The sequence below is a fragment of the Actinoplanes sp. NPDC051343 genome, from assembly GCF_044455125.1.
GTDB lineage: Bacteria > Actinomycetota > Actinomycetes > Mycobacteriales > Micromonosporaceae > Actinoplanes.
In genome coordinates this window covers 1-24,046 of sequence record NZ_JBITEL010000002.1, presented here as the reverse complement: position 1 = coordinate 24,046, position 24,046 = coordinate 1, and the positions used below count along the sequence as shown (strand labels likewise).

Annotated in this window: 23 protein-coding genes and 1 riboswitch; of the genes, 8 read left to right on the top strand and 15 right to left on the bottom strand. The window is 70.7% G+C overall.

What is annotated here, in order from left to right; all coding sequences use genetic code 11:
* Window positions 1-11 precede the first annotated feature (11 nt).
* The 3 genes from ACIA5C_RS06865 to ACIA5C_RS06855 are packed head-to-tail and all read right to left on the bottom strand — an operon-like array spanning window position 12 to window position 2,928.
* Window positions 12-1,010, bottom strand: coding sequence for a hypothetical protein (locus ACIA5C_RS06865; RefSeq protein ID WP_396052116.1), 999 nt, complete (start codon window positions 1,008-1,010; stop codon window positions 12-14).
* Window positions 973-1,497, bottom strand: a complete 525-nt coding sequence (locus ACIA5C_RS06860) for a SigE family RNA polymerase sigma factor (RefSeq protein ID WP_396052114.1) — start codon at window positions 1,495-1,497, stop codon at window positions 973-975. Before ACIA5C_RS06860 ends, ACIA5C_RS06865 begins: the two co-directional genes overlap by 38 nt.
* 27 nt (window positions 1,498-1,524) lie before the next feature.
* Window positions 1,525-2,928 (bottom strand): MFS transporter, encoded by a 1,404-nt coding sequence (locus ACIA5C_RS06855; protein ID WP_396052112.1) that lies wholly within the window; start codon window positions 2,926-2,928, stop codon window positions 1,525-1,527.
* Window positions 2,929-2,976: 48 nt separating this feature from the next.
* Between ACIA5C_RS06855 and ACIA5C_RS06850 the strand changes: the two genes are divergently transcribed.
* The gene (locus ACIA5C_RS06850) at window positions 2,977-4,011 is read left to right on the top strand and encodes a Gfo/Idh/MocA family protein (protein ID WP_396052110.1); all 1,035 of its coding nucleotides are present in this window, start codon (window positions 2,977-2,979) and stop codon (window positions 4,009-4,011) included.
* Between the two features lie 156 nt (window positions 4,012-4,167).
* Window positions 4,168-7,212 (top strand): putative bifunctional diguanylate cyclase/phosphodiesterase, encoded by a 3,045-nt coding sequence (locus ACIA5C_RS06845; RefSeq protein WP_396052108.1) that lies wholly within the window; start codon window positions 4,168-4,170, stop codon window positions 7,210-7,212.
* Here the strand turns inward: ACIA5C_RS06845 and ACIA5C_RS06840 are convergent.
* A complete protein-coding gene (locus tag ACIA5C_RS06840) occupies window positions 7,140-8,024 on the bottom strand; it encodes an NmrA family NAD(P)-binding protein (protein WP_396052106.1) in 885 nt (294 codons plus the stop codon). The two genes, ACIA5C_RS06845 and ACIA5C_RS06840, sit on opposite strands and share 73 nt — an antisense overlap.
* Before the next feature lie 79 nt (window positions 8,025-8,103).
* Between ACIA5C_RS06840 and ACIA5C_RS06835 the strand changes: the two genes are divergently transcribed.
* Window positions 8,104-8,724: a TetR/AcrR family transcriptional regulator gene (locus ACIA5C_RS06835; protein WP_396052105.1), complete on the top strand. Its 621-nt coding sequence runs from the start codon at window positions 8,104-8,106 to the stop codon at window positions 8,722-8,724.
* A gap of 32 nt (window positions 8,725-8,756) precedes the next feature.
* Here ACIA5C_RS06835 and ACIA5C_RS06830 read toward each other — a convergent pair whose 3' ends face one another.
* Complete coding sequence (locus tag ACIA5C_RS06830) at window positions 8,757-9,347, bottom strand: transposase (RefSeq protein ID WP_396052103.1); 591 nt, start codon at window positions 9,345-9,347, stop codon at window positions 8,757-8,759.
* A 91-nt stretch (window positions 9,348-9,438) separates the two neighbouring features.
* Window positions 9,439-11,130 (bottom strand): glycosyl hydrolase family 18 protein, encoded by a 1,692-nt coding sequence (locus tag ACIA5C_RS06825; RefSeq protein ID WP_396052101.1) that lies wholly within the window; start codon window positions 11,128-11,130, stop codon window positions 9,439-9,441.
* A 256-nt stretch (window positions 11,131-11,386) separates the two neighbouring features.
* On the opposite strand from ACIA5C_RS06825, the gene ACIA5C_RS06820 reads away from it, so the two are divergent.
* Complete coding sequence (locus tag ACIA5C_RS06820) at window positions 11,387-12,046, top strand: GNAT family N-acetyltransferase (protein WP_396052099.1); 660 nt, start codon at window positions 11,387-11,389, stop codon at window positions 12,044-12,046.
* 3 nt (window positions 12,047-12,049) lie between these two features.
* Here ACIA5C_RS06820 and ACIA5C_RS06815 read toward each other — a convergent pair whose 3' ends face one another.
* Window positions 12,050-12,310 (bottom strand): hypothetical protein, encoded by a 261-nt coding sequence (locus ACIA5C_RS06815; protein ID WP_396052097.1) that lies wholly within the window; start codon window positions 12,308-12,310, stop codon window positions 12,050-12,052.
* Between the two features lie 38 nt (window positions 12,311-12,348).
* Window positions 12,349-12,416: riboswitch (guanidine-III (ykkC-III) riboswitch) on the top strand.
* Between the two features lie 12 nt (window positions 12,417-12,428).
* Here ACIA5C_RS06815 and ACIA5C_RS06810 point away from each other — a divergent pair.
* Complete coding sequence (locus ACIA5C_RS06810; protein WP_396052095.1) at window positions 12,429-12,743, top strand: DMT family transporter; 315 nt, start codon at window positions 12,429-12,431, stop codon at window positions 12,741-12,743.
* On the opposite strand, the gene ACIA5C_RS06805 is transcribed toward ACIA5C_RS06810, so the two are convergent.
* From ACIA5C_RS06805 to ACIA5C_RS06795, 3 genes are read right to left on the bottom strand one after another with little or no spacing between them, the layout of a single operon-like run.
* Window positions 12,740-14,314 carry a purple acid phosphatase family protein gene (locus ACIA5C_RS06805; protein WP_396052093.1) on the bottom strand — a complete coding sequence of 525 codons (1,575 nt, stop codon included), beginning with the start codon at window positions 14,312-14,314 and terminating at the stop codon, window positions 12,740-12,742. The genes ACIA5C_RS06810 and ACIA5C_RS06805 overlap by 4 nt on opposite strands.
* A gap of 47 nt (window positions 14,315-14,361) precedes the next feature.
* On the bottom strand, window positions 14,362-15,237 hold the full coding sequence (locus ACIA5C_RS06800) for an FAD-dependent oxidoreductase (protein ID WP_396052092.1): 876 nt from the start codon (window positions 15,235-15,237) through the stop codon (window positions 14,362-14,364).
* Window positions 15,238-15,247: 10 nt separating this feature from the next.
* A complete protein-coding gene (locus tag ACIA5C_RS06795) occupies window positions 15,248-15,649 on the bottom strand; it encodes a DUF1810 domain-containing protein (RefSeq protein ID WP_396052090.1) in 402 nt (133 codons plus the stop codon).
* 91 nt (window positions 15,650-15,740) lie between these two features.
* On the opposite strand from ACIA5C_RS06795, the gene ACIA5C_RS06790 reads away from it, so the two are divergent.
* The 3 genes from ACIA5C_RS06790 to ACIA5C_RS06780 all read left to right on the top strand — a co-directional run bounded on the left by ACIA5C_RS06790 (window position 15,741) and on the right by ACIA5C_RS06780 (window position 18,431).
* On the top strand, window positions 15,741-16,883 hold the full coding sequence (locus ACIA5C_RS06790; protein WP_396052088.1) for a hypothetical protein: 1,143 nt from the start codon (window positions 15,741-15,743) through the stop codon (window positions 16,881-16,883).
* Window positions 16,884-16,931: 48 nt separating this feature from the next.
* Window positions 16,932-17,555 (top strand): maleylpyruvate isomerase N-terminal domain-containing protein, encoded by a 624-nt coding sequence (locus tag ACIA5C_RS06785; protein ID WP_396052086.1) that lies wholly within the window; start codon window positions 16,932-16,934, stop codon window positions 17,553-17,555.
* A gap of 84 nt (window positions 17,556-17,639) precedes the next feature.
* The gene (locus ACIA5C_RS06780) at window positions 17,640-18,431 is read left to right on the top strand and encodes a M15 family metallopeptidase (RefSeq protein WP_396052084.1); all 792 of its coding nucleotides are present in this window, start codon (window positions 17,640-17,642) and stop codon (window positions 18,429-18,431) included.
* A gap of 19 nt (window positions 18,432-18,450) precedes the next feature.
* Here ACIA5C_RS06780 and ACIA5C_RS06775 read toward each other — a convergent pair whose 3' ends face one another.
* From ACIA5C_RS06775 to ACIA5C_RS06755, 5 genes are read right to left on the bottom strand one after another with little or no spacing between them, the layout of a single operon-like run.
* A complete protein-coding gene (locus tag ACIA5C_RS06775; RefSeq protein WP_396052082.1) occupies window positions 18,451-19,686 on the bottom strand; it encodes a tyrosine-type recombinase/integrase in 1,236 nt (411 codons plus the stop codon).
* 2 nt (window positions 19,687-19,688) lie between these two features.
* On the bottom strand, window positions 19,689-19,877 hold the full coding sequence (locus tag ACIA5C_RS06770) for a helix-turn-helix domain-containing protein (RefSeq protein WP_396052080.1): 189 nt from the start codon (window positions 19,875-19,877) through the stop codon (window positions 19,689-19,691).
* 53 nt (window positions 19,878-19,930) lie between these two features.
* Window positions 19,931-21,712 (bottom strand): replication initiator, encoded by a 1,782-nt coding sequence (locus tag ACIA5C_RS06765; RefSeq protein ID WP_396052079.1) that lies wholly within the window; start codon window positions 21,710-21,712, stop codon window positions 19,931-19,933.
* A gap of 34 nt (window positions 21,713-21,746) precedes the next feature.
* Complete coding sequence (locus tag ACIA5C_RS06760; protein ID WP_396052077.1) at window positions 21,747-23,474, bottom strand: DNA cytosine methyltransferase; 1,728 nt, start codon at window positions 23,472-23,474, stop codon at window positions 21,747-21,749.
* The gene (locus tag ACIA5C_RS06755; RefSeq protein ID WP_396052075.1) at window positions 23,471-23,920 is read right to left on the bottom strand and encodes a hypothetical protein; all 450 of its coding nucleotides are present in this window, start codon (window positions 23,918-23,920) and stop codon (window positions 23,471-23,473) included. The genes ACIA5C_RS06760 and ACIA5C_RS06755 overlap by 4 nt, the downstream gene beginning before the upstream one ends.
* Between the last annotated feature and the right edge of the window lie 126 nt (window positions 23,921-24,046).

Sequence of the window (24,046 nt, the reverse complement as noted above, 5' to 3'; positions counted from 1 at the left end):
GTCGGGACGGGTCAGTTCGGGACGGGGAACCACGTTGCCGGGTCGGCCGGGTCGGCGGTTGTCACCCCGTCGAGGATCTGGCGTAGCTGGGGGGACGGCAGGGTGCCGGTGACGCCGACGGAGAGGTCGGTGTCGGGCAGGGCCCGGTAGCAGCCGCTGCCGTCGCAGGTGGTACCGGCCGGAACGCCGCCGGCCCGGTGCTCCTCGACGATCGTCGCCCCGGCCAGGGTGAGCGGGCCGGTCAGCCCGGTGAAGGAGTGCGGCGCGGCCAGCGTCATCTCGCCGAGGCGGCCCGGCGCCGGGTCGTCGGTGAGGGCGAGGCTGGTGCGGCCGGCCGCCTGCGTCGTCAGGCCGGGCGGCACGTAGCCGAGCCGGAACGGCAGCCGCACCGGGGTCGCGGGGCCGAGCGTCAGGTGCGACGCCAGCCCCTGGAGGGCGTCGGTGCTCAACGTGTCGTCGGCTGAGCGGACCACGGCCCAGGCGTCGTCGGCGTAGGACCACGCCACCGCCGGTTTCTTGATCTCGGCGAGCTTCTGGCCCGTGCCGTATCTGACCGTGGTCGTGGCTACGTAGCGGAAGCCGGGGGCCGAGCCGACCGTGACCGGGGTGCCGGTGCGGACGATGCGCGGGTCGAAGGCGCCGGGGTGGTAGACCTCGACCGAGCCGGCCACCCGCGTCGAGTCACGGTAGATCGGCGCGATCTCGTAACCCGGCGTGACCATGATCGAGGCGCCGACCCGGTAGTCACCGGACGTGAAGCCCTGCACGCGAGCGGCGAACCCGGCCGCCGCCGGGACGTGCGTTGCGGGTGGGGACGGGCGGTGGTCATCCCGTACGAAAGGGAACAGCGACCCGGCAGCCAGGGTGACCGCGACCGCCGCCGCGACCACCGACCAGCGTCGTCGCCGGATGTGGCGACGCCCCCGGGCGGAGATCTCGTCGAGATCGACGGTGGTCGGGGGCAGCTCACCCCTAGCGTCCCTGAGCAGCTGGTGCAACCTGTCGTCCATCGAGCTCACCCCCTCCGAGGGCCTTCCGCAGCGTCGCCAGGCCGCGCGACGTCTGACTCTTGATCGTGCCGGTGCTCCGGCCGAGCATCTCAGCGATCTCCTCCACGGTGAAATCGCCGTAGTAGCGCAGGACGATCACGGCCCGCTGGCCGGCCGGCACCTCCCGCAGCGCGCGCCGCAACCGGTCGCGCTCCCCCACCGCGTCGCTCGGATCCGGCGTCGGCCGGTCGAGCGCCTCGTCGTGGGTCGCCCGCTCCCGCCGCCAGGGCCGTCGTTTCTCGTCGATCGCCGCATTGATCACGACCCGGCAGGCGTAGCGGTGCGGGACCGTGACCCGGGACCAGTGCACGTAGAGCTTGGTCAGCGCGGTCGAGACGGCATCCTCCGCCGCCTGCCAGTCGCCGCAGGTCAGGAAGGCCAGGCTGCGGAGATCGTCCATCCGGGCGGCGGCGTACTCCCGGAACTGCTCCTCGTCCGACGCGTTCATCGGGTCAAGGACGGTTCCTGGCCCCGGTCAGGTTGCATCGGTCCGCGGGATTCTTTCCTTCAGGTCGGCGAGGGCCGCGACCAGGGCGATCACGACGAAGCCGACGGTCACCCAGAGGGCGTTGCGGAAGGCGAGCACCCAGCTGCCGTGGTGAGCGGCGAGCTGGGCGAAGAACAGCGCGCCGACCGCGGCGATGCCGGTCGCGGTGCCGATGCGCTGGCCGGTCTGCAGCACCGCGCCCGCGCTGCCGGCCCGTTCGACCGGCACCTCGGAGAGCGTCAGCGCCTGGTTGGGGCTGATCACGAAGCCGCTGCCCAGGCCGGCCACGAGCAGCGGTAGGGCGGCCGCCCAGCCGGCGCCGCGGCCGGGGACGAAGTGCAGCACGATGTTGGTGGCGATCAGGCCCACCGCGACGAGGGCCAGGCCGCCCAGCACCAGCGGGCGGCCGAGCCGGTTGACGATGCGGCCGCCGACCGCGGATCCGGCCGCCGAGCCGACCGCGAACGTGGTCACGGCGAGGCCCGCCTCGAGCGCGGTGTAGTGCAGGCCGGACTGCAGGTAGAGGGTGTAGATGAAGAAGATCGTGGTGAAGCCGGCGAAGTACAGCAGACCGATCAGGGCGCCGAGGCCGTACGAGCGGACCTTGAACAGGCTCAGGTCGACCAGGCTGGTCCGCGTCCGGCCGTAGCGGCGCTCCCAGAACACCCAGCCGACCAGCACGGCAACGGCGGCCACGGCCAGGAGCCACTTGCGGTTGCCGTGCCACTCGCGCTCCTGCACCAACGGGAGCAACAGCAGGAGTACGCCGACGCCGAGCAGCACCACGCCGACGGGGTCGAGGTCGCCCGTCTTGCCGGCCTTCTCCCCGGTGGGGATCCAGAGGTAGCCGAGGATCATCGCGGTCACGCCGATCGGCAGGTTGATGTAGAAGATCCAGCGCCAGCCCTCCTGGGTGCCGAAGACCTGGATGAGCAGGCCACCGAGCAGCGGGCCGACCGCGGTCGAGATGCCGATGGTGGCGCCGAGCAGGCCGAACGGGCGCCCGCGCTCCCGCGGCGCGAACAGCTGCTGGATCAGGCCGGAGACCTGCGGGTTGACGACGCCGGCCGCGGCGCCCTGCACGAGCCGGGCCACGACCAGCCAGAGCGCGCCGGTGGCGAGGCCGGCCGCGGCGCTGGACACGGTGAAGAGCAGCAGGCCGGCGATGAAGACGTTGCGGCGGCCGCGGGCGTCGCCGTACCGGCCGGCGGGGACCAGTACGAGGCCGAACGTGAGCGCGTAACCGGAGAGGACCCACTGGAGTTCGCCGGCGCTGAGGTGCAGGTCGGAGCGAATCGACGGCAGCGCGACGTTGACGATGCTGACGTCGAGGAGGGTCATGAAGCCGGCTACCAGGGCGACCGACAGTGCGCGCCAGCGGTTCTCATTCACCGGCTGCCCTTTCCCTTCGGATCACCCGGCAAACTTAGGCTGTCGGCTATGACTTCGTTCGCAGTGGTGGGCGCCGGATGGCGCGCCGAAATGTTCTGGCGTCTGGCGGCGGCCCTGGAGGATGTGGAGTGCCTGGGCGCTGTCGTGCGTTCGCCCCGCGAGCTCGGAGTTCCGACGTTCGCCTCCCTGGACGACATTCACCCGGATTTCGTGGTCACCGCGGTGCCGTGGGACGTCAACCCCTCGGTGATCACCGAGTGTGTGGCACGAGGGCTGCCGGTGCTGGCCGAGACGCCGCCGGCGCCGGACGCCGCCGGCCTGCGGGAACTCTGGAAGGAGGCCGGCGACACCGGCCTCGTGCAGGTGGCCGAGCAATATCTGATGGTGCCGGCCCATGCGGCCCGGCTTTCCGCCGTACGCGCCGGGGTCATCGGCGAACCCACCCAGGTGCAGGTGTCGTCGACGCACATGTATCACGCGATCTCGATGATGCGCGGCTTCCTCGGCGCCGGCCGCGGCCCGGTCAGCGTGCGGGCGAGCCGCACCACGGCCCCGCTGGTCGACCCGCTGACCCGGGACGGCTGGACCGACGACGTCGAACCGAAGCCGGCCACCACCACGATCGCGACGATCGACTTCTCCGGCGGGCTCTCCGGCCTCTACGACTTCACCGACAACCAGTGGCACAACCAGTTGCGGTTCCGGCGCATCGTGGTGCGCGGCACGCACGGCGAACTGCGGGACGACGAGGTGGTGCGCCTGACCGAGCCGCGCACGATCGTCCGTACGCCGCTGGTGCGGCGGCAGACCGGCTACGACCTCGACCTCGACGGCTTCGACACCGACACGATCACGCTCGGCGACCGGGTGCTGTTCCGCAACCCGTACATGGGCCGGCGCCTCAACGACGAGGAGATCGCGATCAGCACGCTGATCGAGCGGATGGCCGCCTGGGTGCGGGGCGACGGGCCGGCGCCCTATCCGCTGGCCGAGGGGGCCCACGACCACCTTGTCGCGCTCGCCGTGGAGGAGGCCGCGGACACCGACCGTACGGTCGAGGTGCCTTCGCCCCCGTGGGCGTGAAAATTCGTTGAGTAATGTCCCTGCGACTCTAGGTGATGCCCGTGGGGAAAGAGTGACCGGCGCCTCGGCGCCGAAGTGCTCAGCCCCGGCCGCGCGTGCCCGATGGGGACATCCGACGGCAACCCGGCCGTGGAAAATCCGATCGGAGTCGTGCGCATGACGACGCGAGCCGCTCGTGCGTGCTTCGGTGCATGGATCCTGGTGCTCGCCGGGATCTACTACACCTTTCCGGACAGCCATCTCTACACCTGGGCCGCACTCGGCTACTCCAGCGCCGCGATGATCCTGGTCGGCGTCAAGCTGAACCGGCCCGCCCGCAAGGCACCCTGGTACCTCATCGCCGCCGCCCTGGTCTTCTTCAACACCGGGGACAACGCCTACAACCTGGTCCTCGCGACCGGGCATACACCGAGCTTCCCGGGCGTCGCCGACATCCTCTACCTGCTGGTCTATCCGCTGCTCACGGCCGCGTTCCTGCTCTTCGTGCGGATGCGGTCGGGCGGCGGCAGCAACCGGGCGGCCCTGCTCGACGCGCTGGTGCCGACCGTCGGCCTGGGCCTGCTCGCCTGGGTCTACTGGATCGCGCCGTTCACCCGCTCGCACGACCTGTCGCTGATGCAGAAGCTGGTCTCGGTCGGCTACCCGCTCGGCGACGTGCTCGCTCTGGCGATGACCCTGCGCATGCTGACCACCCCGGGCCGCCGGCCGCGCGCGCTGACCGCGATCGGCGTCGCCATCCTCGGACTGCTCGTCTCCGACATCTTCTACGGCCAGTCCCAGCTCAGCGACGCCTGGACCTTGGGCGGCCCGGTCGACCTCGGCTGGATCATCTTCTACGCGGTCATGGGCTGGACCGCCCTGATGCCGTCGATGACCGAGCTCAGCCGGCCCGCCCAGCACAGCGATTCCACCGACGCGGGCACCCAGCGGATCATCTTCATGGCCTGCGCCGCGCTCATCGCGCCGGCCGTCCTCTACGTCGAGTACGCGAACGGCAGGCGCACCGAGGTCGACCTCGGCGGCGTGGTCGACGCGCCGGTGATCGCGGGCGCCGCGGCGCTGATGTTCCTGCTGGTGCTGCTGCGGGTGAACGGCCTCGCGCTGGCCCAGCGGCGGGCCAGCGCCCGGGAGCGGGCGCTGCGCGAGGCCGGTGCGTCGCTGTTCGCCGCGGCCAGCGAGGAGGACGCGATGCTGGCGGTCCGCCAGGCGGTACACACGCTGCTGCCGGACGACACCGAGTACCAGCTCAGCCTCACCGATCGCGTCGCGCCCGGTACCGCCTCGTCCCTGCGCCTGATCACCGCCGACGACCTTCCGGATTGCTTCCGCTCCGGGAATTTCCAGCATTTCCTGTACGCGACGATGCCGCTCCCCGGGGGCACCGGCCGCGTCGGCGGGGCCGTGCTGGGCGGCCCGGCCCCGGTGCTGCGCGAGCTGCAGCCGTCGTTCCAGGCGCTGTTCAACCAGATCGCGGTCGTGATCGAGCGGATCGGGCTGACCGGCGAGGTCAACCGGCGGGACAGCGAGGCGTACTTCCGGACCCTGATCCAGAACGCGTCCGACGTCATCCTGATCGTCACCGACGACGACGCGATCCGCTACGCCAGCCCGTCCGCGGCCACCGTCTTCGGCCACGCCGACCTGGCCGGCACGCCGCTGTCGGCGCTGGTCGCGGTCGGCCACCACCTCCAGTTGCGGGCGCTGCTGACCCGGGCCCGCACCGGCCGCAACGGCCAGGACGGCGTCGACCTGGCGGTCGGCTGCGCCGACGGCCGGTTGCTTCAGGTCGACTGCGTCGCCCGCGACCTGCGGGAGGATCCGACCGTACGCGGCCTGGTGCTGACCATGCGCGACGTCACCGAGCAGCGCCGCCTCGAGAACGACCTGTCCCACCAGGCGTTCCACGACGGGCTCACCGGGCTCGCCAACCGGGTGCTGTTCCGCAACCGGCTCGAGCACGCGTTCGTGGTCGCCGAGCGCGACGACACCACCCTCGCGGTGCTCTTCGTCGACCTCGACGACTTCAAGGAGGTCAACGACACCCTCGGCCACGCGGTCGGCGACCAGCTGCTGGTCACCGTCGGCGAGCGGATCGCGGCAGTGCTCGGCAACTCCGGCACCGCGGCCCGGATGGGCGGCGACGAGTTCGCGATCCTGATCGAGAGGGACGCCGCCGACGCCCAGGAACTGGCCGCTTCCCTCGTCCAGGCACTCGCGGTGCCGGTCGAGGTCGGCGACGGCCTCGGCGGCAGCCACATCGTCAGCGGCGCGGCCAGCGTCGGCGTGGCCACCAACCACGACGCGGACAGCGCGACCGAACTCCTGCGCCACGCCGACCTGGCCCTCTACCAGGCCAAGGACGAGGACAAGGGCACCTGGCAGCAGTACCGGACCGACCTGCACTCGGCGATGGTCGAGCGGCTGGAGACCCGGATCGCGCTGCACGAGGCGATCGACGCGGCCCAGTTCCGTCTGCAGTACCAGCCGATCGTCGACATGGAGACCGGCCTGATCTCCGGTGTCGAGTCGCTGGTCCGCTGGGAGCACCCGCTCCGCGGCCTGCTCAGCCCGTTCCACTTCATCGAGGTCGCCGAGGAGAGCGGCGCGATCGTGGCGATCGGCACCTGGGTGCTGCGCGAGGCGCTCGCCCAGTTCGCCCGCTGGAAGGCCGACGACCCGTCGACGTCGCTGCGCTACATCAGCGTCAACGTGTCGGCCCGGCAGTTCCGGACGCCTGGCTTCGTCGCCCTGGTGCGGGCGGCGATCGCCGACGCCGGCGCGCAACCCGAGTGGCTGCTGCTGGAGATCACCGAGAGCCTGGTGCTGCGCGACGCCGAGCAGGTCTGGGACGACCTGCGCGAGCTGCGGGCCCTCGGCATACGCATCGCGATCGACGACTTCGGCACCGGCTACTCGTCGCTCAGCTACCTGCGCCAGATGCCGGTGGACGTGCTCAAGCTCGACAAGTCGTTCATCGACGACATCCTGCTCAGCGAGCAACAGCGGGCCCTGGTCGACGCGATCGTCACGCTGGCCCGCAACCTCGACCTGGCCGTGGTGGCCGAGGGCATCGAGGAGGCCAGCCAGCGCGCGGCCCTGGCCGGCATGGGCTGCCCGTACGGCCAGGGCTACCTGTTCTCGAAGCCGGTCTGGCCGGACGAGATCGCCCGGCTGTCCGGCGAGGTCCGCGAGCTGGTCTGAAACGCCGCGACGTGCTCGGCGACGAAGCTGCGCAGGGTGCGCGGCGGACGGCCGGTCAGCGATTCGACGTCCGGCGAAAGCCACGCCGCGTCGCCCTCGGCGATCAGGCCGAAAGCCTGGGCATTGGAGTTCGCCACGGGTTCCGGCACGCCGGCCCGGATCATCGCCTCGCGGTGCTCGCCGGGCGAGATCCGGCGGTACTCGGCCGTCAGCTCCTCGGCCACGTCGGCGTAGGTGACCAGTTCCGGTCCGGTGAGCCAGTAGGTGTTTCCGGCGTGCGCGGCGGGCGCGGCGACGATCGCGGCCGCCGCGGCCGCCACGTCGCGGGCGTCGATCATGCCGACCTGGCCGTCGCCGGCGGACATGACGAAGCCACCGGTCTCTCTGATCATGGGTGCGAGGGCGAGCAGGTTCTGCATGTAGGCGTTCGACCGCAGCAGCGTCCAGGCCGGCCCGCTGCCCAGCAGGTGAGCCTCGATGCGGGCCTGGCCCCGCCGGCGGTCGACCGGGGAGTCCGCCGACGCCTTGCTGGTGACCTTGACGACGTGGGCGACGCCGGCCCGGACGGCGCTGTCGATGACCGCGATCTCCTGAGCGGGGACGGCCGGGCTGACCAGCAGCACCGTGTCGACGTCACGCATGGCCGCGTCCAGTGTTTCCGGGCGGTCGAAGTCGCCGACGGCGATCCCCACGGGACCGTGCGGCGCGCGGGCCGGATCCCGGACCAGCGCGCGGACCGGAAGCCGCTGATCGGCGAGCAGGCGGACCGCCTCGGAGCCGACGTTGCCGGTCGCGCCGGTTACCAGAATCATGATGCCTCCCATATTGGATCGTCCTATCCAATCTTGAGCCGCTAGGATTGGATAGTCAAGTCCAATCTGAGGGGGCGACGTGACGACCCAGAAGGGCCGGGCGACCCGGGACCGGATCATCGCGGCCGCGGCCGACCTCATGTACCAGCACGGTGTGGCCGGCACGAGCACCCCGGCGGTCCGCGACGCGGCCGGGGTCAGCTCCTCGCAGATCTACCACTACTTCGCCGACAAGGACGACCTCACCCGGGCGGTCATCGCCTACCAGTCCGAGGCGATCGTGTCCCACCAGGCGCCCCTGCTGGCCCGGCTCGACAGCTTCGACGCGCTGCTGTCCTGGCGCGACGTCGTGGTCGACGCCGCCAGGCAGCAGAACGGCGCCGGCGGCTGCCCGCTGGGCGGCCTGTCCAGCGAGCTGTCCGACCAGCACCGCTGGGCCCGCGAGGCGCTGGCCGCCGGGTTCGGCGCCTGGCAGTCAGCGATCCGCGACGGCCTCGCCGCCATGCGCGACGCCGGCGTCCTACGAGCGGACACCGATCCCGACCGGCTGGCCCTCACCCTGCTGACCGCCGTGCAGGGCGGGCTGCTCCTCGCTCAGGTGCAGCGGAACACCGACGCGCTCGAAGTCACACTGGACACCCTGATCACGAACATCCGCGAGCACGCCGGGGGCGCTTCGGCCCCCGGCGCGATCCGCTAGTGCCCTGACCATGAACGTTTGAGGTGTTGGGGTCAGGCTGCCCGGGTGGTGGGTTGGCCCCAGCGGCGTTGTCGTTCGCTGCGGATGCGGGCGCGTTCGCGGCGTTGCGCGGCCAGGACGTCGGGGTGGCGGGCGTTGGCGTTGCGCCAGCGTAGGTATCGGTGCAGGTGAGCGATCAGCGCTGGATGGTTGGGGTGGTTCGAGCCGGCGATCACGAAAGTGCGCAGCGGCCCGAACTGGGCGGTCTGCGAACCCAGATGGTCGGCGAGCTTGCGGACGCTCCACCGGGTGAACGGCCGTCCCAAGGCTTCGGGGCGGGTGTTGGCCGTCGTGACGATGTACTGCTCGTCGTCAGGACTGATCTGGCGGGGACGGCCACCCGCCCACTGAGGGTCCAGGCTGGCCATCCCCATTTCGTTGAACCGGTGGATGACCTGCCGGATCGTGTCTTCGTCGGCCTGCACGAGACGGGCGATCGCCGGCACGGTGTTCCCACCGGCTGAGGCGAGCACGACCATGGCCCGCCGTAATCGGATCGGTGAACCCGTGCCCCGACGAGTGATTCTCAGCAACTGCTGACCTTCCTGGTCACTGAGCCGCCGCACGCGTACAGAATCTGCCACCGCCACAGCGTGACCGCCACGACGCCGCCCGGCCGTCAGCCCGAGCGGCGTGTCACCCAACACCGCGAACGTTCGTGGTCACGGCACTAGCTCAGACCGGCTGCCAGAGCGCGGGAACGTTCGGCGGTTCCCAGCCGGTGAGCGAGGTGTGCGACTGCAGGCACTTGTAGGTGCGGCCGCCGTAGGTCACCAGCTGGCCGACCGTGTACGCGGTGTTGGGAGCCCACGCCGGCGCGGTGGGCGGCGTGGTCGGCTTCGTGGTCGGCGGGGTCGTCGGAGGCGTGGTGGGCGGGGTGGCCGGCTTCGTCGTGGGCGGCGTCGTCGGGTTGGTCGGCGGCGCGCCGGTGCAGTTGCTCGCCGAGCCGTTCGTCGCGTTCACGATCTGGTTGAACAGCGCCGAGTTGGCGTCGGCCTCCAGCGAATAGACCATCGAGCCGGCGTAGCCGTTGCAGTGCTGGTAGTTGGCCTTCGCCTGGATCGACTGGGCCGAGTCGCCGGTCCACAGCGTGTTGCCGCTGTAGAAGTAGGCGCCCTGCGCGGTCGGGTCGAAGTACGTGTCGGCCGGGTTGTCGACGATGCCGGAGAGTTCCTTGTAGAAGGACACACCGGGGACGTTCCCGGACAGCGTGTGCCCGGGCGCCGGGGCGCCGGCGGGCTGGTAGAGGCCGTGTCTGGTGCCGGCCGCCACGCCGGTCCAGCCGCGGTAGTAGAGCGGGTAGCCGATGGTCAGCTTGCTCGCCGGGAAGCCGCCGGCGATGCCGTACGCCGCGTCGCCCGCCGTCCACGCCTTCATCGCGGCGTCGATGCTGTATTTGCCGGTGCCCGGCGGGATCGGCGTCATCGGGTCGGACGGCGAGGTGTACAGCGGGTCCTGCAGGTTGGCCGGCCCGGTCGGTTCGAACCCGCCGTGCATGTCGTAGCTCATGACGTTCGCGTAGTCGAGGTACTGCGCGACCTGGTTGGTCTGGATGTGCGAGATCTTGTCCTGGCCGGCCGGCACGGCCGCGGTCAGGTAGCGGTGGCTGCCGCCCAGCGCGTCGAGTTCGGTGCGGAACTCCCTGAGCAGCAACGTGTAGTTGGCCATGTCCGCGGACGTGTAGTGGTTACCGAGGTGGCCGGCGGCACCCGGGTACTCCCAGTCGATGTCGACGCCGTCGAAGATGCCGGCGCCGGTGCCCGGTCCGCCGTACCCGTTCTGGACCGGCAGGTTGCCCTTGATGAACATGTCGATGCAGGAGCCGACGAACTTCTTACGGGCCGCGTCGGTGGCGGCGACGTCCGAGAAGTACTTCGAGTACGTCCAGCCGCCGATCGACACCAGGATCTTCAGGTTCGGATACTTCGCCTTCAGCTGCTTGAGCTGGTTGAAGTTGCCGACGATCGGCTGGTTGTAGACGTCGGCCTGCCCGTTGACGCTGATGTCGGCCGTGTACGACTTGCCGTAGTCGGCGAACGAGTCACCGGCGCCGTCCCCGGCGTTCGGGTTGTTCTCGTCCTGCGAGGCCGCCGCGGTGGTCTCGAAACACGTCTTGTTGACCGGGTCGATGTTCTCGAACGCGTACTCGACGAAGTTAAGCTTGCCCGCGACACCCTGGGTGTCCATGTTCTTGGGGTAGTACAGGTTCTGGTAGATGCCCCACTGGGTGAAGTACGCGATCTTCACCCCGCCGCTGGTCGCGGCCGCCTGGGCCGGAGCCGCCCCGCGCAGCGCGGTCACCGCTCCCACGCTCAGCGCCAGCAGGCCCGCCGCGCCTAGCGCGGCCACCCTCATCGATCTGCGCATCGTGCTTCCCCTCGGATTCGTCAGCCAAATCTCTTAGGAAACTTAATTTAAAGTTTTATATCAGCACGAATATGAATCGACAAGTGTCAGTTTTCGCAACGGACTCGCGCACCACGGATGTGTGACTCGACCACGGCGTCCTCCGACCGGCACCAGCCGCTCAGCATCGCCGGGGCCGCCGCATCCGCCGGGCCCATGTCAGCTATTTGTCGGTTATTCGCTAGTGATCATGGGCGTTATCGGTAAGGGTCGAGACGTGCTTGAGAATCCCGTGTGGGCCGCGCTCTCCGGACCGCAGGCCTGCTTCGCCGAGGTGGCCGGCAGCGCCGCCCGTTTCCAGCCCGACGTCTCACCGTTCGGCGGCCTCGCCGACCCGGCCGATCCGGCCGGCTGGCACGACCTGGCCACGCTGACCGACGAGGTCCTGCTGACCGGGCCGGCGATCAGCGCCGGGCCCGGCTGGGAGCAGACGTTCTCCATGCCCGGCGTGCAGATGGCCGGCACCACGATGACCGGGGTCGCCGATCCCGAGATGGTCGTGCTCACCGAGACCGACGTGCCGGAGATCCTCGACCTGGTCGAGCGGACCAAGCCGGGCCCGTTCGCCAAGCGCACCATCGAGATGGGCCACTACCTGGGCATCCGCCGCGACGGCCGGCTGATCGCGATGGCCGGCGAGCGCCTGCGGCTCCCGGGGTGGACCGAGATCAGTGCGGTCTGCACCGACCCCGACTTCCGCGGCCAGGGCCTGGCCGCCCGCCTGACCATGGCGGTGGCGGCCGGCATCCTCGGACGCGGCGAACTCCCGTTCCTGCACGCCGCGGCCACGAACACCGACGCCATCCGCCTCTACGAGGGCCTCGGCTTCCAGGTCGACCACCACGTGGTCTTCGCCGGCTTCCGCACCAGCGCATAGCCGCTATTCGCCGAGTGCCCCGTCCGGGTCGGCCGGGGCGCCGGTGGCGTCGGCGTAACGGTCCTTGAGATCGCCGATCTCCTGGAGCACGTCGGCCAGCTCGCCGCGTACTTTGTCGAGCCGGTTCTGCTGGTCGGCGGGCAGGCCGCCGCCGTGGTCGTGGCTGATCAGCTCGGTTTCGCGCTCCTCGAGCTCCTCGCGGCGCTCGTGCAGGCGGTTGAGCCGCTCGTCGAATTCCTCGGCGCTGATCTTCTCGGGCTGCATTCGAACGACCCTAGCCCAGGCACCGGCTAGCCTTGAGCCCGGCGCCGCACTCGCGGACGTCCCGGACGAGTGCGTGTCGTACCCGGCGTGACAAGACGACCGCTGCTGAGGTGGCGTCATGGCATGGCTCGTCCTTGTTGCGTCCGGTCTGCTCGAGACGGTGTGGGCGGTGGCCCTCGACCGCAGCGCCGGGTTCAGCCGGCCGCTCCCGATCGCGATCTTCGTGGTGGGCCTGGTCCTGAGCATGCTCGGGCTGGGTGTCGCGCTGCGTTCGATTCCGGTCGGGACGGCGTACGCGATCTGGGTGGGTATCGGCGCCGTCGGCACCGCGGTGGTCGGCATGCTCGCCCTCGGCGAGCATGCCGGTCTCCCCCGCCTGCTGTCCCTGGTGCTGGTGGTCGCCGGTGTGGTGGGACTCAAGGTCTTCCACTAGGCGGCGCCGTCGTCCAAGCCCGAGCGGCTGCGGCCGCCCGCCTTGCGCGCGATGGTCAGGTGGTCGATTTCGGCCCCGGACTCGGTCAGCGCGCGCAGGGTGAGCGTCGTCGTCGAGCCCGGCGGTGCGGGCGCCACGTCGACCGCGAGGAACGAGTAGCCGGTGTAGCGGACCCGCGACCAGCCGACGGTCTCCTCGACGTGGTGGCCGGCCGAGTTCGAGACGGCCGACAGCACCTCGTCGATCTCGCGCACGTGCCCGGCGTACGAGTCGGGCACGGCGAAGCTGTAGAGGCTGCGCCCGGCCGCGCCCGCGGTGACGTACGTCGTGCCGTGCCTCTCCGGGTGCACGGTGTCGCCGATCGGCGTCTTCCGGGCCTTCCCGGCGTGCATCGTGTCGGCCCGCTCGTAGATGTGGTTGTGCCCGTTGATCACCAGGTCGACGCGGTATTTGTCGAACAGCGGCACCCAGTGCCGGCGCACCCCGCCCTCGGAGGCGTGCTGGACCGTGGTCGAGAAGGCGCAATGGTGGTGGAAGACGACCACGAAGTCGACGTCCGGCTGCGACCGCAGGAAGGCCAGCCGCTTGTGGAGCCACTTGCTCTGCGTGCCGTCGGTGTAGCCGTGGTTCGCCGAGATCTCGTAGCAGACGTCGTTCGAGTCGAGCGCGATCACGCCGACGTTGCCGTAGATGAACGAGTAGGCCCCGGTCGCCTTGTCCGGCCCGTTGTCCGGGAAGTCCCACCGGGCCCGCTGGCCCCCGTAACCGTCGGACGAGTAGAGCGCCTCCATGTCGTGGTTGCCGAGCGTCGGCATCCACGGCACCGAGGAGGCCACCGGCTCGGTCTGGGCGAGGAACTGGTCCCAGGCCCGCGGCTGGAAGAGGTCGCTGCCGTGGCCGTGCCCGCTCGAGTCGGCGTAGCAGAGGTCACCGGCGTGCAGGTGGAACGCCGGGCGCTGGGCCGCGACCATGCCGTCGTTGCTCAGCGCCTGATAGCTGACGCCCTGATCGCCGAACGCGGTGAAGGTGAAGGGGCCGGGTACGGACCGCCGGGTCGGTGCGGTGGCGAAGGTGTCGATCCGTCCGACCGTCGCATCGTCATATCCGTGGTGCCCGACGGTGTAGTAGTAGCGCCGGCCGGGGTCGAGGTGGTCGAGGGCGGCGTGCAGGTAGTACTGGTGGACCGGCTGGATGCCATGCAGATGCGTCGACAGGGGCCGGACCTCGGCCGGGATACGGTCGCCGAGATCCCACGGGTTCAGGCCGATCCGGACGAACGGTTTGTGCACCGGGTGCGGCACCTGCCACCCCACCCTCATTTGCGTACGCGGGTTGGCGCCCCACGCCAGATGCCGGCCGAAGGGCAGCACGAACCGGCCGGGCACCTTGCTCTGCCGCCAGAACGTCGCCGCGGCCGGGGCGCCACCGGCGGCCAGCGCGGCGGCCACACCGGCGGTCGCGGCCATCAGGCCGCGGCGGCTCACGCGGCGGCGGCGTAGCTCGTCGTACTGCTCCGGCATGCTCAGCCGGGCGGTCAGGTCGTCGGGCAGGCCCATCCGAGGGATTTCCACTGTCCGCATCCTGGTGGGCACGGGCCTTTCAGGCGCGGCACGACACCCTAGCCCTTGTCAAGATCCACCAGACGGGTGATTTCTTCGGCGCACCCCCACGAAAGGGTCATACCGGCTCCGCCGTGCCCGTACGCGTGAACGATCCGGCCCTCCCGCTCGAGCCGTGGGCCGCCGTGCCGGGCCGGGCGCAGACCCACCTTCTCCCCCACGACTTCGGCGCCCGCCAGTTCGGGAACGGCCTCGGTGCAGCGGGCGACGATCTCCTCGCGGGCGGCCGGGTCGGGGGTGAGGTCCCAGTTGCCGTCCTCGAAGGTGCCGCCGAGCACGACGTCGTCCGAGCGCGGATGGACGTAGAGGCCGCGTTCCTCGTCCCGGATCGACGTGGTGAGGCCCGGGTTGCGCACGAGGACGACCTGCCCGCGTACGGGATGAACCGCGGGGTCGCCGCAGAGGCGGCCCGCCGCAAGGCCGGTGGCGTTGACTATGTGCCCGGCCGGAACCTCGTCGAAGCTTTCGATCTCGCGCCTTTCGACCCGGCCGCCCGCCGCGACGAACCGCTCCTGCAGCCAGGGCAGATAGACCTCCATCTCGACGGCCGGGGCGGTGAAGTGCATCTCGACGCCCGGGGTCGCGGGCGCCCACCACGGTTCGGTGCGGGACCGGTTGATCGTCGGCAGCATCCGCACCCCCGGCACGCCGTCGTGGGCCTGCGCGGCGAACTCCCGGTAGGCGACGCCGGCCCAGGTCACCAGCCGGGCGTCGGGCTCGGAGCGGCTCGGGAACCAGACCGCCGCGGCGACCGCGGACACGGTCCCGGCCGGCTCGACCGGCGACCACAGCTCGACGCTCGCCCCGCTTTCGGCCAGCCGCACGCCCGCGGTCAGGCCGATGATCCCACCACCCACCACGATCACGTCCGCCACGCGGACGACCCTACTGGCCGAGCAACCGGATGGTTTCCGCGTCGGGACCGTCGTAGAACTTCGCGATCACCGCCTCGAACGGCGCCGGATCGTCGGCCACCTGCGCGAACAGGGTCATCGACGAACGCAGCTTGAGGTTGTCGGGAAAGCCGAACATCAGGTGGTTGTGAGCCAGCACACCGGCGGCACACTCGGCCAGCCGCGGGCCGAGGACCGGATCGTCGAGGTACGCCCGGGCCTCCGCCCGCCCGCTGATCCCGTAGTGATCCGACGTCGTCGTCTTCCCGAGGCCTTTCATCTGCGGAAAGATGAACCACATCCAATGGGTGCGCTTGCTGCCCGCCCGGATCTCCTCCCGCACGGTGTCGTAGCACCGCTCCTGCGCGTCCCGGAACCGCTGCACGTCCGCCATTTCACTACGATATTGCACCCGTTTCGCACCCGCCCGACAACCGAGCCACCGCAGGCTGGAAGACCCCGGACCTGCGAACGGAGTCGCCCCAATGTCGGACGGCGAGTTTCACGCCTATATCGGCCTGCTGGCCCTCAGCGGTGTCGTGCTGGCCGTCATGGCGGCCCGCGGGTTCGGCCAGGCCCGAACCGCCCGCGTCGTCGACGCGCTGTTCGCGGCCGGCTTCCTCGGCTATGCGAGCTATCTGATCCTCGCCGACCCGGCCACCGTGACCGTGTTCTTCTACGCGTTCGCCGTGCCCGTCCTGGCCGTGGTCAACGCCATCCGCTCGCGCCGGCAACGGCGCGGCGAACCGGTTCCGGCCCCGATGACGTACGCCGGGCCGCCGGCCGGAGGATTCCCGCCTCCCCCCGATTTCGCCCAGCAGCCGGCGGCCGGCTTCCCGCCCGCCCCGGCCTTCCCGCCCGCGACGCCGCCGTCCGCCCTCGCCTTTGCGCCCGCGGCACCGCCGTCCGCCCCCGCCTTTGCGCCCGCGGCACCGCCGTCCGCCCCCGCCTTTGCGCCCGCGGCGCCGCTGTTCGCCCCGCCGGCCACGCCGGCGCGCACCGAGGCGCCCACGGCCGACCCCGGCAGCTACCCGTCGATGCCGTCGGGCCTGGCCGGTCACGAGAGCGACGGACCGGCGATGCGGTCCGGGCGCCCGTCCGGCCTGCCCGCCGCCACCCAGCAGACCTTCCCGACGGCACCGGCTCCAGCGGCACCGGCCGCCCCGGGCGGCCGCCCGTCGGGGCTGCCCCGCCGCGTACACACCGAGGCCGAGCCGCCCGCCCACCCCGAGTTCACCCAGCATCTGGAACTGCCCCCGCCGGACCGGGCCCCGGACCAGCCGGCCGGGCCCCAGCCGATGTATCCCGCCCATCCCGGAACGCCGCCCACGCCGGGCTGGCGGTCCGACCCGGCCCAGCAGTTCCCGGCCGCGCCGGAACACCGGAATCCGCAGCCGGCGCCGGAACTGGCCGACGAACGGTACGTGCACGCCCCGGCCGACTACTTCGAGCAGGTTCAGGCCGGCCACGCCGCCCAGCACCCGGCGCCGTCCGAGCAGCCGGCGGGCCGGCACAGCTACCCGGATCAGCCGACCGCCGGGCGGCACTGGCAGGCCGATCCGGAGCCGTTCACCCAGCCCACCTACCGTCCGGCGCACGGCGAGCCGGACCCCCACCCGGCCGGCTGACCCCTGTCCGCGCGGCGGCGGCTCGGAAGGCAATGGCAGATTGGTCCCATGGACTACCGCCGGGCCTTCCGCTCCGCCGCCGTCGGCTTCGCCGACCTGATCTCCCGGATCCCCGCGAAAAGCTGGGACGCCCCGGCCCTGGGCGACTGGACGCTCCGCGAGCTGGCCGGTCACGCGACAAGCTCCGGCCTCCGGCAGGTCCCCACGGTGCTGTCCACTCCCGCCGACGAGATCACCCGGGCGACCCCCGAGGACTACTGGCTCCTGGCCCGGGCGGTGCCCCCGGACGTCCTGGCCGCCGCCCGGGCGGCGTCGGACGAGGACGCCCGCCTCAACGCCGAAGCCCTGAAGGGCGACCCGGCCGGCGTGGTCGGCAACCTGGTCGGCCAGGCCACCCAGGCTCTCGGCCGCGCCGAGGACGACGCCCTGGTCGAGACCCCGGCCGGCGGCATGCGGGTCCGTGACTGGATCCCGACCCGGACCTTCGAACTGGTGGTACACGCCCTGGACGTCGCCGGCGCGGCCGGCACCGAACTCCACCTGCCGCCGGAGGTCTACGCCGACGCGGCCGCCCAGGCGGCCCGCTCGGCCGCGATGTCGGGCGCCGGCCCCACCGTCCTCCGGGCCCTGACCGGCCGATCCCCGCTACCCACCAACTTCACCGTTGTCTAGCATCATGCGACGGTACGGGAAAAAGTCGTAGGATTTTCGCGTTTCGGCTGCGACGGGGCGGCCCGGTTCGTACGGTCGGTAACCGTGCCCCGACGTCCTTTCGCCGCCGTCATCGCCCTTCTCCCGGCCTTGGCCCTGCTCCTCTTCCCACGGCCGGCGCAAGCCGCCAACGTCTGGCACGTGGTCGCCCCCGGCGAGACCGCGTCGTCGATCGCCCGCGCTTTCCATGTGCGGCTGGCCGACCTGGGCCGCTGGAACCAGCTCGTGCCGCCCTACCCGGTGCACGTCGACGAGACCCTCCGCCTGACCCGGCCCGCATCCGAACTGCCGGCCTGGCGCAGCCACATCGAGCCGGTCTCCGCCGGCATGGTCAACTGGGACACCCGCTGCCCGGTGGCGCCGGCCAACCTGCGCAAGGTCTGGGTCTCCTACATCGACCTGCAGGGCAACTACCACGACGGCAGCATCATCGTCCGCTCCGACCTGGCGGTGCCGGCACAGCGGGCCTTCTTCACGTTGTTCCGCTGGCGCTACCGCATCATGGCGATGGCCCCGATGTCGGTGAACATGCCCGGCCAGACCGACATGAGCATCGTGACGGCGGGCTACAACTGCCGGCCGGTGGCCGGCACCCGCGTCTGGTCGGAACACGCGTACGGCACGGCGATCGACATCAACCCCTTGCAGAACCCCATGCTGCGCGGCTCACTGATCGACCCGGCCGCCGGCGCCCTCTACCGCAACCGCTCCCGCCACCTGATCGGCATGATCCACCCGGACGGGGCGGCCCGGGCCCTCACCGCGAACGGCTTCTACTGGGGCGGCCGCTGGTCGTCGCTGAAGGACTACATGCACTTCAGTAGCACCAATAGGTGATGACCAGGTCATCTATAGGTCAACTCCCTGCCTGGGCCGTCGCTGGGCCGTCCGACCTTGCTGGGATGGGGAGCAGCGCATCGAGCGCCGTCCGGGCGCGACCGGGGCTTTCCGGCATCAGGTGGGCGTAGACGCGGAGCGTGAATGCCGCGTTCGCGTGGCCGAGCCACTCGGACACCGCCTTGATGCTCTCCCCCGCGTCAAGTAGGGCTGAGGCGTAGAAGTGCCGGAGCGCGTGCATCCCGTTGACTCGGGCAACCTCAACGCCGGCCGCTCGCAGTGCCGGGTGCCAGGCTGTCGCGGCGAACATGTTCTGCTTGACCACCAAGTTGTGGGTGGTCACGAAAATCAACGGCTCCGTGACAAGATCACCGGTCGCGGGGTCCTCCCACGGCAGCGTGACCTCGACCGGGGGGAACCGCTTCATGTGCACACGGATCGACTCGCCGACGTTGGGAGGCAACGGAACCCGACGAGGCTTGTCGTTCTTCGGCAATCCAAACACGGCGCGCGCACCCACGCGTTTCACCTGCCGCCGGATATGCAGCCAGCCGCCGTCGAAATCGAAGTCGTTGGGCGCCAGGCCGAAGATCTCTCCCCGCCGGGGACCGCAGCCGGCACCGACGTCGATGACTGGACGGTACCGCTCTCGGAGAGCCACCCGGACGGCCGCCACAGTTGCTACCTCCCACGGGACGATGCGGTGCGGAGTCGGCGTGGGGGCTGTCACTGACCGCGCCGAGCATGGATTTTTCGCCATCAGACCGTCGTCGACCGCGGCTGTGAAGATGCCGCTGAGGTGGGCGAACAAAACCGCCCGAGTCCCCGGGGCCAGTCGCTTGGCCCGCAGCCCGGTGTCCCAGTCGCTGATTTCACTCGGCTTGATCGAGGCAATAGGTCGCCGACCGAAGTGCGGAATAATGTGCTTGCGTACGCGCGCTTTGATCGGCCCACGTGCCGACTCATCGAATTTGTGCGTGCGTAGCCACAGCTCCGCCCGCTCGTTGAAGGGTGTTCTCCCGGCCACGACATCCACGTACACGCCCCGGCTTTTGTCGGCCTCGACGCCAGCAAGGAACTCCTCGGCCGCACGCTTGGCCCGATCCGGGAACGAGCGGCTGCGCTCTAGGCCGTCGGGCGCGATATAGCGGACGCGGTAGCGCAGGCCGTTGCCGTAGCGGACAGCCTTGACCCGTCGGGGTTTGCCATCCGGGCCAGGAACTGTCTTGTACCAGCGATCTTCGACATGTCCCACTGCTAGGCCGCCTTCTGCTGTGTGACCCACGCCCGGACGTCGGCCGGGTCGTAGCGCAGGTGTCGGCCAAGGCGAGCAGCCGGCGGCCCGTAGCGGCGCTTGCGCCAGGTGTAGAGAGTTTCCACCGGGACACGCAGATAGGCGGCCACGTCGGTGACCGTCCAACACGCCTCCGGCATGAGTACTGCCATCGGTTCCTCCGATTGATCCGACCGTCAAGGCGGCCTTGACGGTGAATGGCTGTTCACGCGGCCAGACTGGCGAGGGCGTGCCTGGCACTTTCGGCGTGTTCTCGGGCCATCGCGGCGGAGGTGTTGGCGAGTATGGCGTCGGCCGTTGTCTGCCAACCTGCGCCGACGAATTGGAGGAAGTTGACGACCAGGGTGGTCGGTTCCGCGGCGGGTTCGGCCTGCTCGGGTCCGCAGGTTTGGGCGCGGCGGAAGGTGATGCGTTGGTCGCGGAGCATGGCGAAGGTGATGCTGTAGCGGCGGGATTTGGTGAGGAAGTGGCCGCCGAAGCCGAGCATGTGTGCCCACCGGCGCAGCCGGAAGTACGGGCTTGCCGGTGCCCCTGCCGGAGTGCGACGGGCCGCCTCATCGGCGGCGACCTGTTCGGCGGCGCAGGTGGGGCAGGTCCGGTAGCGGGTGCAGCCGCCGCAGTCCGGGTCGGTGCGCAGGGGGCCGAACGGGTCGGCTGGGGCGGACTGCAGCCGCCGTTTGGCCGCTAGCGAGGCGGGTGGTTCAGGGTCGGTGCGGAAGTTGCCGAGTCGCCAGCAGGCGTCGATGAGTCGTTCGGTGTGGGTGCCGTCCGGGTCGGCGTACAGGGTGACGGTGTCGTCGGTGAGCCGGTTGGAGGCGTGCCCGGTGATCTCGGTGGACTTGGTGGCGTACTTGGCGAGGTACGCGGCGACTTGGGCGTCGGTGACCTGTCCGTCGGCGGCGACGGTGATCACTTTGGTCAGTACTTGATCGCCCCAGCCGATCGGCCACCCGCCGGGGTTGGCGGGGTGCGGGTCGGTGGTGAAGCGGACCGTAGCGGCGGCGTGGTCGACGGCGGCGACGAGGTCGGCGGCGTCCAACTCGGGCGGGGGTGCCACGATGGCGTCCGGGTCTTCGGGGTGGTAGCCGTCGATGCGGACGATGGCGTGGAAGTGCACGACGCCGCGTCGTTGCATCTCGGCGGCTTTGCCGAACGAGAGCCGGATCGGACACACCCACCGGGTCCGGGCTTTGCCGTTCTTGTCGTAGGTGGTGACGGGCACGTCGGCGACGCCGCGAGCCTTGGCGACCTGCCGGATGTGCCGGTTGATGGCGATGCTGGTTCGCCGCCACAGTTCGCCGGCCGTCACGTTCCACACCGCTTGGGCGTCGTAGTCGTAGCAGTCGGGGCACAGCGGGGTGCCGAGGTTGCGGTCGGTTTCGGCGTGCCGAGCGAAGCAGAGCAGCTGTACCCTGTGCGGGCAGGTGGTGAGGTCGCGGCGGGCGTGGCAGGGTTCGGGGCGGCAGTCGCAGTCGGTGCGCCGGGTGCAGGTGTGCCGCTTCACGATGCGGGTGTGGACCTGACCGAACGAGGGAGCGGTGAAGGTGGGGAATACTGCGGGGTGCCGGGCTACCTGCTCGGTGACGCCTTTGCCGCCGACCAGCCCGGACCGTACGACGTGGTAGGCGTCGCGCTTGTACCGGTCGGAGCAGCCCGGGCAGACGCTCTCGCGGCGGTTGCCGCAAGGCTTGTAGATGACCCCGTCCGGCAGGTCCGCCGTGTGCCGCTCCGACAGGACGCCGCCGGTCGCCTTGTCAACGGTGGCGATGCTTCCGGCCAGCCGGACCGGCCGCGTGCACGCGGCCGCGGATCTGACGTGAACGAGCCACGCTTCATAGTCCGGTCGGGCGGCCCGGGCGATGGCCTGTTTGTTCAGGTCGGCGGAGCGTCGCCACCAGTCGGGGACGGTGGCCGGCTCGGCGCACGCCGCCGTACCCGAGCCCGTGGAGATGGGGCCGGGCGCGGCGGGCAGCGTCGAGAGGGTCACGCGGCGGCCCCGGTCGGCGTGGTGGCCGGGGCGGTCATGCGGTGGTCCCGGAGCCGGTGATGTGCCGGGGCAGTTCCTCGCCGGTAATGCACTCGACCAGGGCGGAACCGATCAGCTCGGCCACGGGCGGGGTGACGGCGTTGCCGAACAGGCGCACCTTGGCCCGCTTCGACCGGGCGGCGGTGCGGTAGCCAGGGTCGAAGGCCATCGCGGCGGCGATCTCGTGCGGTTCCAGCATCCGGAACCGCACCTCGTCCAGGGTGATGTCTCCGGCTATGCCGGGGTGGGCCAGGCCGTACCGGTCGCGGGTGGGCAGGGTGCCGACCGGTTCGGTAGCCGGGCGCGCCGTGGTGGCGGTGCCGTAGTACGGCACGAGCAGCATCTGCTCGTGGTCGGGTGGGAAGGCCACGGACTGGTTGCCCTGCGCCGTGACCGTGCGGACGGGTTCGGTGGTGGGGGTCGACAGGTACGCGGCGTCGTCGCGGGCGGCGTTCTGCCGAGTGATCAGGGGTGGCAGCGCGAGGCCGTGATGGTTGCCCGACGCGGTCACCGCGGATAGCGGATAGGTGACCGGGCGGGCGCGTCCGCGGTCGCCGCCACCGCGTAGCGGGGTGATGAACGGCAGGGTGGCCACGCCGTCGCATTCGCGGGTGGTCCGGGCGGGCATCGGCTCGGTCCCGGCGCATGGGCGGGTGCGCCAGGTGCCGCCGGCCGGGGCGAGGAACGGCGGCAGGGCGTATCCGGTTTCGTTGCGGCAGGTTTGGGTGCGTAGCGGCATGTCGGCGGGTGTCGCCTGTTTGCCGTCGCGTCCTTCTACCGGCACCATCAGGGGTGCCCAGTAGCGGCGGATCCCGGCCCGGATCCGGCCGAGGGTGGCCTCTTCGAGCGGGTCGAGTCCGTGCTGTTGCCGGTCGCCGATCCGGATCCCGGGAAGGGTCGGGTCGATGGCGGTCAGGGCGGGTAGCACCTCGGGGTGTACTTCGCGTCCCCGGCAGGAGGCTTGCGGGCATTGGTAGATGTACTGGGTGCCGTAGCTGCCCATGTCGCGGCCCGGCTTCTTCCACACCTGCACCGCGGACATCTGCCGGTCGCAGGACGGGCACCACGCGGTCGGCCGGAGCCACTTGTCCCAGTCCGGGGTGCGGCCGAGGCTGCGGTGCCAGTAGGCGACGAACGCTCGGTTGCGTGACTGCGGCGCCCGGCGTGCCCGGACCGGTTGGGCGTGCATCGAGTTGAACGCGATGACCCGCACGTCGTAGCCGAGCTTGCGAATTTCGCCGATCCAGTCTTCCCACTCGTGCCACAGCCGGACCTGAACGACGTTCTCCACCATCCCGGCCAGCACCGGCCGTCCCCGCTCGGCCATCGCCCGCAGGTAGCGGGGAACCTCACGCATCAGCAGCCGGGACCGGCGGTAGTCCTCCTGCCGCTTGGCCTGCTTGGCGATCAGCGGACGGGCGACGTCGAACAAGGTGGGCTGGTCGGCGTTGGCGCGGTCGAACTCACGACGGACCCCGTTCGCGGTCGTCCATGCCGGGCACGCCGGCGACGCGACGAAAATCTCCGCGTACGGCATCTTCTCGACCGAGAGTTTGGTGATGTCCTCCTGGAACAGCTGCGCTGCCGGGTGGTGCAGCGCGAACGACTCAATCGCGTCGCGCATGTGATTGGCCGCCGCGAAGATCTCCACCCAGGGCACCAGGCACCATCCGTGGCTGGTTCCACCGACGCCGGAGAACTCGTCGTAGACGCGCAGGCTCATCGGACCGCCTCCGACGACTGTCGGGCGGCGGCTCCGGCCGGTGGGTCGCCGAGACAGCGGACCGCTTTTGCGGTTTCCGGGTCGAAGCACAGCGGGAGTGCGTCTAGCAGGAACCGTCTGAGCGCCCCGATCTGTGTGGCTTCCGGGTCGAAGCGCGGCTCGTAGGAGTCCAGCAGGAGCTGCCAGGTAGGCCGGATCGGTTGCTCTGTCAGGAGGGCCGCAGGTTGCGTCCAGTCGATCCCGCTCAGGGCCATCAGGGCGATAGCTCGGTGCGTGTGCGTGGCGCATCGGCTGGTGACGCAGCCGAAGACGGCGCGCCCTGAGCCGAGATGGACCACCGAGTATCGGAGCAGGCCGGTGCCGTCGTCAGGGTCCGGCACGATGCCGAGCCCGGGGGCGGACGTGCGAGGGGCCGGGCTGTGGGCCGAGGTGACCGGCAGGAACATGACCGGTGGGTTTGCGGCGGCTATGTCTGCACTAGACATCTTTCGCGGTCAGGGTCTGGTCGGTGTTGGTGGAGATAGACCTGTTCCGGTGAGGTAGCCGTCGATCAGACGGGTGCGGTATTGCAT